The sequence below is a fragment of the Acidimicrobiia bacterium genome (assembly GCA_041676705.1).
GTDB lineage: Bacteria > Actinomycetota > Acidimicrobiia > Acidimicrobiales > SKKL01 > Actinomarinicola.
This window is the reverse complement of record JBAYRL010000005.1, coordinates 151,235-163,957: the sequence shown is the minus strand read 5'-3', so window position 1 is coordinate 163,957 and position 12,723 is coordinate 151,235. Positions and strand designations below refer to the sequence as shown.

Below are 12,723 nucleotides of genomic sequence, written 5' to 3'. Positions count from 1 at the left end.
CTTTGACGTTATCGGTTTTCGCCCAGTTCCCGCGAACGCGACGCGGCAGCCATGACTGCTTCGATAAAGGCACTGCGAGTGGCGTGTTCTTCGAGCGCACGTAACCCTGCGGCGGTGGTACCACCGGGTGAGGTGACCGCAGCGCGGGCCTCGGCTGGTTCATCAAGGGTTTCGGCCAGCAACGTAGCGGCACCAAGCACTGTTTGGATCGCTAGCCGTGAGGCGGTAACTCGTGGAATTCCAGCCAGTACCCCACCTTCTATCAACGATTCAATCATTAGGAACACATAGGCTGGCCCCGATCCGCTAAGGCCGGTGACAGCGTCGAGCAAGGCTTCGGGCACACGTTCCACGGTGCCTACTGAAGCCAGAATCTCCTCTGCCCACTTAAGGTCGGATTCATTGGCGATAGTTCCTGGAGCCAAGGCCGAAGCACCTTGGCGGACCAGCGCCGGTGTGTTCGGCATGGCACGAACCACCGCAATTTTATGATTGGTCGCTTCTTCAAGAGCCTTGGTGCTGACCCCTGCCGCAATAGACAGAACTCGGGTTACACCAGCCTCGGCCAGTGTGGTGGAGGCAGCGACAATGTCAGCGGGTTTAACCGCCAAAACAGCAGCTTGGGCCGAAACCGGCTGCGACGTTACAGTTACGCCAGGAAATTCGGTTTCCAGTTCGTGCCGTCGATCGGCCAGAGCCTCAAGTACCGCCAAATCTTGGGGTTTGATCGAACCGTGAGCAAGCAGACCACTGATTAATGCGGCACCCATCTTGCCGCCACCCACGATTAGAAGTTCAAACATTCTTAAGAGTCTAGACCACCTGCGATAACCGCTAGGCACAGAGTCGCCGCCATAATACCAGCGACCACAAACACCATGCCGGTGCTCATGACGGCCATTCCGGCACCCGCAAGCAGCGGTCCGATTGACTGGCCGGTTCGAGCAGCACCCATGTGAACCGACATGACCGCACCACGAGTAGCTTCAGGGGTAGCCTCAGCTACTAAATCGGTGAGGGTTGTTAAGAGCCATGCTTCTCCAAGGCCATAAACCACCGCCGCGACGGTGAGCATCCACAAGGCGTTGGTGAGACCAATGAGCGGGTAGGCAACGGCGAAAAGGGCGAAGGCCGCGGCGGCAATGCGGTAAGCGCTAAAGGCACCCCGTAATCGGCCTACGGTGAGTGAACCAATGGTGCCACCAATGGCAGGCAACGCAATGATTAAACCTCGCTGGGTGGCACTCATGCCGAAATCTTCTTCCAGGTGCACCGGTAGCGCGGTTAGGAAGAGCCCGAAGATCATAACGAAGGTGGCCAACGCCAAAACAATAGGAATCAGTACCGCTTTGTAGCGCACTACGGTGGCCGCTGCCGCCAGTTGTTCACGAATGGTGGAGGTACCGTCGGTCGGTCCGGGACCTAAGCGTTTCATCACCACCAAAGCCGTGATTATGGCTAAGGGGTATGGCGCGAAGGCTAGGCGCCAACCTCCAAGGTCGGTTAGGAAGCCGCCGAGGAAGGGCAAAACAGCTAGTGAAACGGTGAGAATGGCCGAGTTATAACCAAACATTTTGGTTCTTTCTAAGCCTTGCCAATGATCACCAATCAAAATATTGGTGAGGTTAATCAGGCCGGCAGAACCAATACCTTGGCCGAAACGAGCAGCAATCAGCCAGGTGAAGCTGGGTGCAAATGCCCCCATGAGACCAAAAAGGCCAAAGGCCACCAAACACGGCACCAACACGGCGCGTCGGCCATAACGGTCAGCGAAAATGCCCACAATCGGTGCCACTAAAATTCCCGGCACACTGGCCGCAGCTACCAGAATTCCCGCGGCGCTGTCGGGTCGGTGGAAGTCTTCCAAAATGTTGGGGATACCAGCGTTCGGCAAGGTATTTGCCAAAATACCGGTGACCGTAATGGCTGCTATCAACGAGAAGCTGGGCCGCTGTGTGTGGCTTTCATGCCTTTGGGTTGAACTTGGAGGGTTAGAGCTGCTCACAGCCACTTCCCCGATGCCCGTGGTGCCACTGACCCTCCAGGTTCAGAGATTAAGTTAACATGGCAATTCATGAAATGCAATGAAAAGCCACTATTTCTTAAAATGGGATGCGAAACCGATCCGTAACGCAGGCCGGAAAGCTTGTTCTACCGTCACATACAACAAGCCCAAAATATGATCGAGCGACCGCTTCCCAATAGACCCGATTGGAATAGCACCCTGTAGGAAAACGGCGTCTTCGGCACCGATAGCAAAAGCCGCGCCCACCAGTTTCAAATTACGCCTCAACAAGTGCTCGTAAAACTGCGCATGGTTCTCTTCTGGAGCTGGCATCACATAGGTCTCGTAATGCAGCGAGCGTTGGCGCAGCGTCAGCCAAATAGCAAAGGTATCTTTTTCTTCGCCGAGTAACCGCACATACCAAGGTCGATAATCGGCATCAACACGGTCCACGGCCGCCACCACAGGGTTGTTGGCGAGCTCACCTGAAAGCCAGGCATCCACAAAAGCTTCCGCTTGGGCCAGCTGTTCGGGGCTAGCGGGCGGATCATCGCTGTAGGGGTCCTCATCCGACATCTAGGGGTGGTTCCTTTCAAGGGCACAGCGCTACAGCAGCGTTGTTATATGGCGCAATCTACAGGTTGCCGTGAAGCGATGTCGGCATAAAGGCGTCGCAAACGCGCCGCTGTGGTCGACCAGGTATAACTCTTTGCCAACTGAACCGCGTTCTTTGACATTTCATCGGCAGTGGCGGCATTGCCCAGGATTTCGGCAACACAAGTGGCAAAATCGCCTGGGTCACGACTATCGACCAATCGACCGGTCACACCATCAATCACCAAGGTCCGTAAACCGCCTACATCTGAGGCCACCACTGGGGAACCGCAAGCTGCCGCTTCGAGCGCCACCAAGCCGAACGACTCGGACCGGCTGGGCACGATTGTCACATCGGCTGCTCGGTAGTAGGTGCTTAGCAGGTGATGGGGTTGTGGGTCTACAAAACGAACACGATGCGCAACACCCAGGTGTTCGCTTAGGGCTTTGACCCGTTGCAACTCGGAGTGGCCCTCGGGACCACTTGGCCCGCCTACGACCACCAAAGTGGTGTTTTGATCGGGTAGACACGCTAAGGCGGCCACCGCTACGTCGAGGCCTTTCAGGGGCTGCACTCGCCCCACAAACAGCAGTACCGGCTGATCGCCTAAACCTAAAGCAGCGCGGGCCCCACGCTTATCACCAGGAGAAAAGAATGCATGGTCAACGCCAGGGGGCACAATTTCAACCCGTTCCGGCCGGGCGCCATACAGGTCGCTAAGTTCTTGGGCTTCAGCTGGGCTATTGGCCAAGATCATATCGGAACAGCCAATCACCGCCGTTTCGGCGTCTTCACGCCCACGCGGTTCCTCGTTGTCTCGCTCGGCCTTCACCCGGGCCAGGGTATGAAAAGTAGAGACCAACGGCAGACCTAAAGAGTGCTTAAGGTTGTGACCGGCCACCCCTGAAAGCCAGTAGTTGGCGTGCAAGGCGTTAACTGGACCGGCATGCAACAGATCACGTTTCACCCCGGCGGTGAACTCATCAACCACACTTGGCAGTTGTTCTTTCGCTAACTCGGGTGGCCCTGCATCAATGTGCACCACTTCAAAACCAGGTTCCACATGAACCTGAGTCGGCAGATCTTTCGCCCATCTACGCACATAAACTCGAGACGCTACGCCGGCCTGAGCCAACGAGCTTGCCAGCTCTCGCACGTAAACGTTCATACCGCCACTGTCACCGGTACCCGGCTGGGCTAAAGGCGAAGTGTGAAGAGAAAGAATAGCGAGGGTCTGCACGGTCAGATTAAACACCTAAGTTGTGAAAAATGTTCCGATCTTGGAACCAAACCTTAGTTTTGACGCTGATAGCGGGAATCAGTTTTCAATCGAGCCAACTGGTGATTCACCACTACGAAAACGCCGGGCTAGTTCATGTCCGAGACCGTCGATGATGTCATGTAGCTTACGGCGTGCGTCGGAAATTTCACGTTCTAGCTCTTCGGCTGCGGCACATAGCGCCACGATTTCGTCTTCTTGCAGCTCGCCCAATGCGACAAGGCGCGACGTAGGCAACACCTCATCCACCATCAAGGTCAGATCGTCAGGAATTTCGGGCACTTCAAGACTGCTGGGCGGCCGATTTGAACCGCCGGCAACATGGGTTTCGAAAAGGATGTGGGGCAGGCGATTAATGATGTCGGAAACATCAGACGGTGAAGCTCCGCTGCGGCGATTGTTCAACTCGGAAGTGATGATGTCGAGCCGAACCTGAATCACCCGACGTAGATAAGAAATTGCTTCTTCGTTAACAGTGGCTTTGGAACGCAGTGCCCTCAGATTTTCTAGGTCTAATGCGCTGTATTCGTGAGGCCCCAATGAGCTCAGCATCTGGTCCAAAGCTGGTTGCATAGCTAGAAGGTTAGCGCCTCAAGCCACCCCAGCGGTGTGTAGACCGGCCCAGAACAAGACTAACCAAACTGGTGCGGCTACCAGATATGAATCTAAACGCCTCAAGGCCCGCGCATCGGCACCAGCGCGAGGCAAAATTGCGGATGCCACCACTTGACCAAGCGGAGCGGCCAAACCGGCCCCCATTGCAAAAACCAACAGCGAGTTGCCCTCAAAAGGAGCCGGTTCAACTACCAACAGTGCTGCTGCCACCACCGCTAACGCCAGTAAGCCCGCAGCGGGGCCTTCAATAGGGTTCCCCGCCCCACTACCAACCAGGAAATCACCAACTTCATAGGCACTTATTAGCAACAACAAGCAAAAAGCGGCACCAATATCTATTTGATAGAGCGCCACCCATGTGGCACCAGCAAGACCCACGTTCAACCAAGATCGCACCATGGCCGATGCGCTAAGCAAGGGTGATGCAGCAGCGGTTGGCCGCCCCAGCTCGGCGACCACACTGGCAATAGCGAACACGATGGTCACACCGCCAAAGAGTTTCGGGTTAACCGCCGCGCTCAGCGGTAACATGCCCCCAAACGCTGCCACCACTACACGATTCGGGCGACGCCAGCGGGTTCGAAGCTGAGTTGAAATCTGCGCTGCAGCTAGAGCCGCCACCGATGCAATCAGCAGCGCGAACGGCCATAGTCCCGCCCAGATAGTCAGGCAAGCCACCACAAACCACGCGAAACCAAGCCGAACTCTCGGACCCTCAATGTCATACACGATTCCGAATCGTGATGATTCAACCTTTCGCTGGCGATAGCTCTTCGAAACCTTTCGTGGCGGCTTCGAGTTCACGTTTGGCTTGCGCTTCGACGTGGTTGGTTTGCGATGGTCTTGAGTATGGCTCTGGCCGCTGGAACTCATGCGCCTCCAGAAATTGGCGGCAAGATCGCGATCTCATCTTCGGCGCTAATTTCCTGGTGTAACTGGGTGGGTTCACCGTTGCACCACACCTGACAGGTTTCCAAAATCGCCTCGAAGTCAGCACCGAAACGGCTAACAGCCGCCTCTAGAACTTGGGCAACTGTGTCACCGTCAACTTTCGTCGTTCCCACACCAGCCGCTTCTCGAGCCGAAGCAAATAAACGCAACAGCGCCATGGCTTCTACCTTCCAATTAACCAATCAACAACGATCTTTATCCGGCTAGGTCGGTGTCCAAAAGCTCGAGGAGCACATTGTCACCCCAGTTGCCATCGGCGCGTCGTTCATAACGGCGCATTACACCAACTTCGCGGAAACCAACCTTTTGAAAGACTGCGATGGCACGCTCGTTGTTCACCGCCGGGTCGATAATTATCCGGTGGTGGCCCAAATCGTCAATCAGGTGTTTCACCAACAATAGAATGGCCCGCTGACCAATTCCGTGACCATAACGAGCCGGATCCACAAAGATGTCGATACCAGCGTGAAGGTAGTCGGGGTCATCTTGTTCGTAATACTGGATCATGCCCAGCAAGACTTCGGGTTGGTCTTCGGTAAAAATACCGAAGCTCTCGCCGTCGCCTTCCGCCACAATTTCATCAAGCACACGGTCATAGTCGTAACCCTCCCACCAAATCGCCACATCTGGGGTATTCAAAATGGCGGTCAGTGCCTGGGCGTCAGCTACTTGGAGGGGACGCAAAATCAATTGGTTTCCGCTGAGCATGGTGGTCATCTCTTTAGTCTCGCCGATTTCTACGGTTTTGGGTAACGTCGTTTGATGACTCGTCTTCTTTTAGCCCGTCATGGTCAATCAACCTGGAACGCGCAAGGCCGCTGGCAGGGCCAGGCCGATCCTCCGCTGAGTCAGCTGGGGCGCTTGCAAGCATTTCATGCCTCATCCGCCATTGGAACAGTAGATGTGATCATTTCCTCCGACCTCGAACGTGCCCATAACACGGCGTTAATTATTTCCGAGACCCTTGGGGTTGGCCCGGTTGTTATCGATTCCGACCTACGAGAAAGAAGCGCCGGAGAGTGGTCGGGTCTAACTCGTGCTGAAATCGAAGAGGCCTGGCCGGGCTACCTGGACGCTGGGAAACGCGCCCCGGGTTGGGAAGACGACCAGGTGGTTTTAACTCGATTGAGAATGGCCTTTGGTCGTATCGAAGAGCACTACCAGGGTGCCGAAATATTGGTGGTTACTCACGGCGGGGTTATCTACGCTTTGGAAGCTGACCTCGGACAACCGTGGGAACGCATCGCCAACTTAGGTGCACGCCAGGTTGAACTTGATGCCGGAAAAGTCACTCTCGGGGATCGTGTCACTTTGGTGAACCACGACGAGATCACGATCCCCGACCAAATTTAGCGGCCTGGCTACAACAGTTCTTGGCGAAGCTGGGCCGGACTTTTGGGTGAAAGTAAGCCGGGCGCGATATCAAATGGGGTGAACGCGCCGGTAGCACCGCTATCAGCCAAGCGGTGAGCGGCTCGGGCATAAGCTACCAAAACCGCTGCCGTAAACGACGGGTTGCTGGTCAGTTTCAGAGAAAACTCTATGGTTTGGGTGGCCGAATCTGCGGTGTGGCCACTGCGGATCACAAAGCCGCCGTGTGGCATGGCGGCGTGATCACGATCAAGCTCAGCCTGTGAGATGAAATGCACGGTGGTGTCGTAATCGGCGAAATAGGCTGGCATATTGACAATGGTCTGCTGCACCGCATCGGCATCAGCACCCTCGGCCAGCACCACGTAACATTCCCGAACGTGTTTTTCACGGGTCGAAAGCTGGGGCCGCTCGCCACTTCGAGCACGATCCATGGCGCGTTCAGACGGAACCGTGTATTGCACGGCATCGGCGACGCCGTCCACGCCTCGAACAGCCGCCGAATGCCCTTGGCTTAGCCCTTTTCCCCAAAACGTGTAGGTATCACCTTCAGGAAGGATGGCTTCCCCAATGACGCGATTCACCGAAAAAAGCCCCGGGTCCCAGCCGGTCGAAATTATGCCCACATGGCCATGCTCTTTGGCAGGTTCATCAACACTTTCAAAATAGGCGGGGATATTAGCGTGGGTATCGAAGCTGTCAACGGTGTTGAACCAGCGCACCAGCTCGGGGGTCTGAGTCGGCAGATCACCGCTGGAGCTGCCACACAGGATGGCTACATCTATGGTCCCCTCGGCAGCGAAACGTTCAAGCTCGGTCATTTTGTACACCGAAACCGTCTCGCCAACGGTTTGCACCGCGGCCGGATCACGCCTGGAAAACACCCCCTGCAACTCCAAGTCGGGGCTTTGGCTGATGGCCAGTTCCACCCCTCGGCCGAGGTTGCCATAGCCAACAATTCCCACACGAATCTTTGTGTCCATCTGTATATGTTGCCCAACTGAGGCATTATCAGTGAACATGAACGCGCCTCTATCTGACTTTTTACCGTCACCAAACCATGGGGCCGACCCTGATTTACTGCTCGAGGCTTTCACCGAATGGTCGGAAACTCGGGGCCTCACGCTCTACCCGGCCCAGGAAGAGGCCATCCTTGAAATATATTCGGGGTCCAACATCATTTTGGCCACCCCAACTGGCACCGGTAAGTCATTGGTGGCCTTAGCGGCTCATTTCGCGGCCCTGGCACAAGGAATGCGCACCTTCTACACCGCTCCCATAAAGGCGTTGGTATCCGAAAAGTTTTTTGCGCTCTGCGACGAGCTAGGTTCGGGAAATGTAGGCATGATGACCGGCGATGCTGCCGTCAATGCCGAAGCTCCGGTGATTTGCTGCACCGCTGAGGTACTGGCCAATCTGGCGCTACGCGAAGGCGAAGGGGCCGAGGTGGCCCAAGTTGTGATGGATGAATTTCACTACTATGCCGAAGCTGACCGCGGTTGGGCCTGGCAAATACCGCTGCTTTGTTTACCCCAAGCACAGTTTATTTTAATGTCGGCCACCCTGGGCGACACGAAACGCTTCGAGGATGATCTCAGCCGTCGAACCGGCTACCCCACCCGCACCATCACCAGCGCCACACGTCCCGTGCCGCTCACTTACGAGTACCGTCACACCGCTCTGCACGAGACCATAGAAACTTTGTTGGAAACCAACCTAGCCCCCGTTTATGTGGTGCATTTCACGCAGGCATCGGCGGTCGAACGAGCACAGTCGTTGATGAGCATCAACATGTGCACCAAAGAAGAAAAAGCGGCTATTGCAGCCGCTATTGGAGAGTTTCGTTTCAACCCCGGATTTGGTAAGGCTCTTTCTCGCTTTCTACGACACGGTATTGGGGTGCACCACGCCGGTATGTTGCCCAAGTACCGCCGTTTGGTGGAACGCTTGGCCCAAGACGGGCACCTCAAAGTCATCTGTGGCACCGACACCCTCGGGGTTGGCATCAACGTGCCCATTCGTACCGTGCTGTTCACGCAACTAGCCAAATATGACGGCGTGAGTTCAAGAATTTTGACGGCACGAGAATTTCACCAGATCGCTGGGCGAGCTGGTCGGGCCGGTTTCGACACCATTGGATATGTGTGGGCACAAGCACCTGAACATGTAATTGAGAATGAAAAAGCGGTTGAAAAAGCGGCTGGCGACGCTAAAAAACTTCGCAAAATAGTGAAAAAGAAACCGCCTACCCGTGGCTATGTGCCGTGGAGTGAGGACACTTTCACCAAGTTGATCGCTAAGTCGCCCGAACCCCTCACCTCAAGCTTTACGGTGAGCCACTCCATGCTCTTGAACGTGCTGAACCGGCCCGGCGATGGCTGTGGTGCTATGCGCCACCTTCTGGTTGACAACCATGAAACCCGACCCAAACAACGTCAACATATTCGTCACGCAATTTCGATATACCGGTCACTTCGCCAAGCCAAGGTGGTAGAAGAGCTCGACGAACCCGATGAGCTAGGCCGAAAAGTTCGCCTGACCGTAGAGCTGCAAGAAAACTTCGCTCTAAACCAACCATTGTCGCCCTTTGTATTGGCCGCGGTGCCCCACCTTGAACATGAGAGCGAGCACTACTCCCTCGATGTTTTGTCGCTGGTGGAAGCAGTCTTGGAAGACCCGGGGGTGGTGTTGTCGGCACAGCTCAACAAGCTCCGCACTGAAACCGTGTCTCGGCTAAAAGCAGAAGGGGTGGAGTACGAAGAGCGCATGGCCCAACTTGACCAGCTTGAATACCCCAAACCATTACGCGAATTCACCTACAACCTGTTCGATGAATACCGCACCTTGCACCCCTGGGTGCGCGATCACAATATTCGCCCCAAGTCAGTGGCTCGTGACATGTATGAACGTGCCATGACCTTTAGTGACTACATCCGCCATTACGAACTAGCTCGTTCGGAAGGCTTGGTGCTGCGTTACCTAAGCGATGCCTACAAAGGTCTGGTGCAGAACGTACCTGCCGAGGCCAAGACGGACGAGGTGCATGACCTCGAAGCCTGGCTGGGCGAAACCGTACGCCAAATCGACTCTAGCTTGTTAGACGAGTGGGAAGAGCTGCTACACCCCGACAGCGAGGAGGCACCCGAGGTTCGTCCCGGCGATCTACAACATGCCGCCCAAAATCAGCCCGCAAAACTCAGCGACAATGCGAGGGCCTTTGCCATCATGATCCGTAACGAGGCGTTTCGTTGGGTGGAGCTACTTAGCCGCCAAGATTACGAGGCTTTGGCCGAACGAGAAGGTTCTCCACACTGGCGCTCCGAAGCCTTGACGGAAGCTATGGCCCCATACTGGGCAGAGTATGACACCGTAGAAATTGGCAATGAGGCGCGTGGTTCAACACTATTTGCCTTGACCAAAACAAAAGAAGACTGGCGGGTGCGACAAGGCCTTCTCGACCCCGAAGCAAACCGAGAATGGTATTTCGAGGCCGAGGTTGACCTAGAGGCATCAAACGAAGAAGGACGCGCCGTGCTAAGACTGCTCAGTATCGAGCGCCATGGGTAGGCGCGCCTTGCCAACTCACCAGCACGAGTGGGTGCTGTTGCTTAGGGTTAACTGGCCTTTGAACTGCCTTTGAGCTGCGCCAAGTTTGGACTAGCCCGCACGGACGATCGGAACCTCAACCACTCCGGTGGGCTCACCACTTTCGGCCGAGATGTCATATGCGCGCAGGGTGATATCGCCCAACAGGTCGCTATCAAAGTCGAGCCAAACCGAAAAAGTGCCCTTCATGTTCTCACCGTCGACATCGGTCATGAAATAGGTTTCCGGGGCCAGCACCTCACCAGTTGCTGAAATCGCCTCCAGATAGAGCGCCCCTTCGAAAGTGAAGGCGGATCCGGCAACTTCTACTCCGTTTCCGGCGGTCAGTTGACCAGGCCGGGGTGATTCCACCAGAACTGTGGGCGCAAAGGTTTCATACTCGCCATCCCACTCGAAATCGGAACGAGCCAGAATCGGCTTGATCACGATCCCACTATCACCCATTGTCGCTTCAGGCTGACCTTCAATCAGAATCTCGATGGCTTCCACAACTGGGAACTGTGTGAGGGTATAAACAACCTGAGCTAGGCGTGCTTGGGCCTCTAGCGGGTCGTCACCAGCGGCGAACTCGGCAGAAAAGTCGGCGATCACTTCGGACCCAATGATGTCGAGGGACCGCAAACGAGCATCCGTAGGCAGCGCCGTACGCAAACCCAATTCCACGTCTTCATCAAGTGGACCGTCCAATAGCGCGTTCACGATATCTGCCCCTGGTGAACCCGGTGCGACCACGTGGGTGTAACCAACCCGAAGCTCATTATTTTCGTCAAGCCAATAGGCCGACAAGCTGATGCTTCGCTCATCGGCATCGTCATCACCATTTTCTGGTTCGTCGCTGTTGTTGTCATCGGCGAGCGTGGTGGTGCTGTTTTCAGCCTCGGTAGTGGAAGAGGTGCCACTATTAGAATCGGAAGAATCGTTGCCGCAGGCGGCACCAAGCAACGCTATGAACGCTAAGACAGCTAGGAAACGCATTCTTTTCATTCCTATTGTTTAGCTTAGAACCATGGGTCAACTGGTATCGTCTTCGGTCTAGGCAGTAACTTCTCTAATTCTCAGATGGTTCACTTCTGTCGAAATGTGCCACAATCTGTAGCCGGTTCATAAGAGCCGTTGAAGCTTCTGGGCCGCTAGCTCATCAGGTAGAGCAGGGGACTTTTAATCCCAAGGTGCCGGGTTCGAGTCCCGGGCGGCCCACCATGCATTAAGCCGTGCCATGGCCTTGCTAACAACCCCAATCGAATCTTAGGTCTGGCGACCGATAGGCTTAGATTGGTATGCCAAAACTGATGGTTGTTTTAGGAAGTGTCCGTGAAGTTCGAGTTGGTAAATCAATTGCCGACTGGGTGTGCCAAGAGGCCGCAGCCGACGGACGTTTTGATGTTGATTTTGCTGATCTGAAGGAAATTGATCTGCCCTTCATGGATGAACCAACTCATCCTAGGTTGCAGCAATATACCCGTGAACACACCAAGTCTTGGGCTGAACGGGTGAATGCCGCTGACGGGTTCCTCTTCGTGTTTCCTGAGTACAACCACAGCTACTCAGCCCCGATTAAGAATGCTCTCGATTATCTGAACCGTGAATGGTTTCGCAAGCCAGTGGGGTTTGTGAACTGGGGCGGTAACTCGGGTGGTTCACGAGCTCAAGCCGCTCTTCGGCCAGTGGTAAGCCTGTTGGGAATGGTTATGACCATGGGAAATATCGAAATTAACTTCCCCGGAGAACAAATCACCGACGGAGTCTTCGAACCAAACGAGCAGCAATCAACGGTCCTCGAGGCGCAACTGAACGAGATCGCCAAATTAGCAGAAGCATTGGCACCCCTACGAGGCTAGTCCTCTGGTTTTAGGCTGCTCTCATGTTCCGATAACGCACGCATGAGCGCTGTCATTCCACGATGTAGATCTTCAAGTTCATCGAGTGAGAGATACTCGAGAATCACTTCGAAAGCCACCAGGTTGGCGGTCAATAGTTCGGCAATCAGCTCAGCTCCGGCGGGGGTTAGCACTACCAACACCGCCCGCCGGTCAGCCGGATCGGGTCGCCGTTCGCTGTAACCGGCAGTCTCGAGTTGGTCGAGCAAGGCTGTGGTGGCGTTAGGTGAGAGCCCTAGCAGCGAAGCGATTTCACCAACGCGTGCCTCGCCTTGGTTATTAAGCACCAATAGCGCCTTGAGCTGCGCCATGGTCAGATCCACGGTCAGCCAGGGCCCAGACTGACCACTGTTTTGAGTCATCGCTGCGCGCAACTCTTGGCGCAGTGCTTCTACAAGATGTTGACGCTTAGTCATCGTTCCCG

Annotated in this window: 14 protein-coding genes and 1 tRNA gene; 4 read left to right on the top strand and 11 right to left on the bottom strand. The window is 55.2% G+C overall.

The window, feature by feature from the left end; translation table 11 throughout:
• Positions 1 to 8 precede the first annotated feature (8 nt).
• The 8 genes from proC to WC184_09515 all read right to left on the bottom strand — a co-directional run bounded on the left by proC (position 9) and on the right by WC184_09515 (position 6,162).
• Complete coding sequence (gene proC, locus WC184_09550) at positions 9 to 803, bottom strand: pyrroline-5-carboxylate reductase (protein MFA7478121.1); 795 nt, start codon at positions 801 to 803, stop codon at positions 9 to 11.
• A gap of 2 nt (positions 804 to 805) precedes the next feature.
• On the bottom strand, positions 806 to 2,005 hold the full coding sequence (locus tag WC184_09545) for an MFS transporter (GenBank protein MFA7478120.1): 1,200 nt from the start codon (positions 2,003 to 2,005) through the stop codon (positions 806 to 808).
• A gap of 90 nt (positions 2,006 to 2,095) precedes the next feature.
• Complete coding sequence (locus tag WC184_09540) at positions 2,096 to 2,581, bottom strand: YbjN domain-containing protein (GenBank protein MFA7478119.1); 486 nt, start codon at positions 2,579 to 2,581, stop codon at positions 2,096 to 2,098.
• Between the two features lie 44 nt (positions 2,582 to 2,625).
• Positions 2,626 to 3,840, bottom strand: a complete 1,215-nt coding sequence (locus WC184_09535) for a glycosyltransferase (protein MFA7478118.1) — start codon at positions 3,838 to 3,840, stop codon at positions 2,626 to 2,628.
• Positions 3,841 to 3,918: 78 nt separating this feature from the next.
• Positions 3,919 to 4,452, bottom strand: coding sequence for a hypothetical protein (locus WC184_09530; GenBank protein MFA7478117.1), 534 nt, complete (start codon positions 4,450 to 4,452; stop codon positions 3,919 to 3,921).
• 18 nt (positions 4,453 to 4,470) lie between these two features.
• The gene (locus WC184_09525; GenBank protein MFA7478116.1) at positions 4,471 to 5,367 is read right to left on the bottom strand and encodes a hypothetical protein; all 897 of its coding nucleotides are present in this window, start codon (positions 5,365 to 5,367) and stop codon (positions 4,471 to 4,473) included.
• The gene (locus WC184_09520; protein ID MFA7478115.1) at positions 5,364 to 5,627 is read right to left on the bottom strand and encodes a MoaD/ThiS family protein; all 264 of its coding nucleotides are present in this window, start codon (positions 5,625 to 5,627) and stop codon (positions 5,364 to 5,366) included. The genes WC184_09525 and WC184_09520 overlap by 4 nt, the downstream gene beginning before the upstream one ends.
• Positions 5,628 to 5,640: 13 nt before the next feature.
• Positions 5,641 to 6,162: a GNAT family protein gene (locus WC184_09515; GenBank protein MFA7478114.1), complete on the bottom strand. Its 522-nt coding sequence runs from the start codon at positions 6,160 to 6,162 to the stop codon at positions 5,641 to 5,643.
• A 45-nt stretch (positions 6,163 to 6,207) separates the two neighbouring features.
• On the opposite strand from WC184_09515, the gene WC184_09510 reads away from it, so the two are divergent.
• A complete protein-coding gene (locus tag WC184_09510; protein MFA7478113.1) occupies positions 6,208 to 6,798 on the top strand; it encodes a histidine phosphatase family protein in 591 nt (196 codons plus the stop codon).
• A gap of 8 nt (positions 6,799 to 6,806) precedes the next feature.
• Here WC184_09510 and WC184_09505 read toward each other — a convergent pair whose 3' ends face one another.
• A complete protein-coding gene (locus WC184_09505) occupies positions 6,807 to 7,799 on the bottom strand; it encodes a diaminopimelate dehydrogenase (protein ID MFA7478112.1) in 993 nt (330 codons plus the stop codon).
• Between the two features lie 37 nt (positions 7,800 to 7,836).
• Between WC184_09505 and WC184_09500 the strand changes: the two genes are divergently transcribed.
• Entirely contained in the window at positions 7,837 to 10,383 is a 2,547-nt protein-coding gene (locus tag WC184_09500; GenBank protein MFA7478111.1) for a DUF3516 domain-containing protein, read from the top strand.
• A gap of 90 nt (positions 10,384 to 10,473) precedes the next feature.
• Here WC184_09500 and WC184_09495 read toward each other — a convergent pair whose 3' ends face one another.
• Complete coding sequence (locus WC184_09495) at positions 10,474 to 11,406, bottom strand: GerMN domain-containing protein (GenBank protein MFA7478110.1); 933 nt, start codon at positions 11,404 to 11,406, stop codon at positions 10,474 to 10,476.
• A 140-nt stretch (positions 11,407 to 11,546) separates the two neighbouring features.
• On the opposite strand from WC184_09495, the gene WC184_09490 reads away from it, so the two are divergent.
• A tRNA-Lys gene (locus WC184_09490) sits at positions 11,547 to 11,622 on the top strand.
• Between the two features lie 77 nt (positions 11,623 to 11,699).
• Positions 11,700 to 12,260, top strand: a complete 561-nt coding sequence (locus WC184_09485) for an NADPH-dependent FMN reductase (GenBank protein ID MFA7478109.1) — start codon at positions 11,700 to 11,702, stop codon at positions 12,258 to 12,260.
• Here the strand turns inward: WC184_09485 and WC184_09480 are convergent.
• Positions 12,257 to 12,715: a MarR family transcriptional regulator gene (locus WC184_09480; protein MFA7478108.1), complete on the bottom strand. Its 459-nt coding sequence runs from the start codon at positions 12,713 to 12,715 to the stop codon at positions 12,257 to 12,259. The two genes, WC184_09485 and WC184_09480, sit on opposite strands and share 4 nt — an antisense overlap.
• Between the last annotated feature and the right edge of the window lie 8 nt (positions 12,716 to 12,723).

What these genes read in the sequence shown, in the direction of transcription:
- WC184_09515 (MFA7478114.1), bottom strand. Translation starts at nt 6,162, where the DNA reads ATGACCACCATGCTCAGCGGAAACCAATTGATTTTGCGTCCCCTCCAA.
- WC184_09495 (MFA7478110.1), bottom strand. Translation starts at nt 11,406, where the DNA reads ATGAAAAGAATGCGTTTCCTAGCTGTCTTAGCGTTCATAGCGTTGCTT.
- WC184_09530 (MFA7478117.1), bottom strand. Translation starts at nt 4,452, where the DNA reads ATGCAACCAGCTTTGGACCAGATGCTGAGCTCATTGGGGCCTCACGAA.
- WC184_09480 (MFA7478108.1), bottom strand. Translation starts at nt 12,715, where the DNA reads ATGACTAAGCGTCAACATCTTGTAGAAGCACTGCGCCAAGAGTTGCGC.
- proC (MFA7478121.1), bottom strand. Translation starts at nt 803, where the DNA reads ATGTTTGAACTTCTAATCGTGGGTGGCGGCAAGATGGGTGCCGCATTA.
- WC184_09525 (MFA7478116.1), bottom strand. Translation starts at nt 5,367, where the DNA reads ATGAGTTCCAGCGGCCAGAGCCATACTCAAGACCATCGCAAACCAACC.
- WC184_09500 (MFA7478111.1), top strand. Translation starts at nt 7,837, where the DNA reads ATGAACGCGCCTCTATCTGACTTTTTACCGTCACCAAACCATGGGGCC.
- WC184_09485 (MFA7478109.1), top strand. Translation starts at nt 11,700, where the DNA reads ATGCCAAAACTGATGGTTGTTTTAGGAAGTGTCCGTGAAGTTCGAGTT.
- WC184_09540 (MFA7478119.1), bottom strand. Translation starts at nt 2,581, where the DNA reads ATGTCGGATGAGGACCCCTACAGCGATGATCCGCCCGCTAGCCCCGAA.
- WC184_09505 (MFA7478112.1), bottom strand. Translation starts at nt 7,799, where the DNA reads ATGGACACAAAGATTCGTGTGGGAATTGTTGGCTATGGCAACCTCGGC.
- WC184_09510 (MFA7478113.1), top strand. Translation starts at nt 6,208, where the DNA reads ATGACTCGTCTTCTTTTAGCCCGTCATGGTCAATCAACCTGGAACGCG.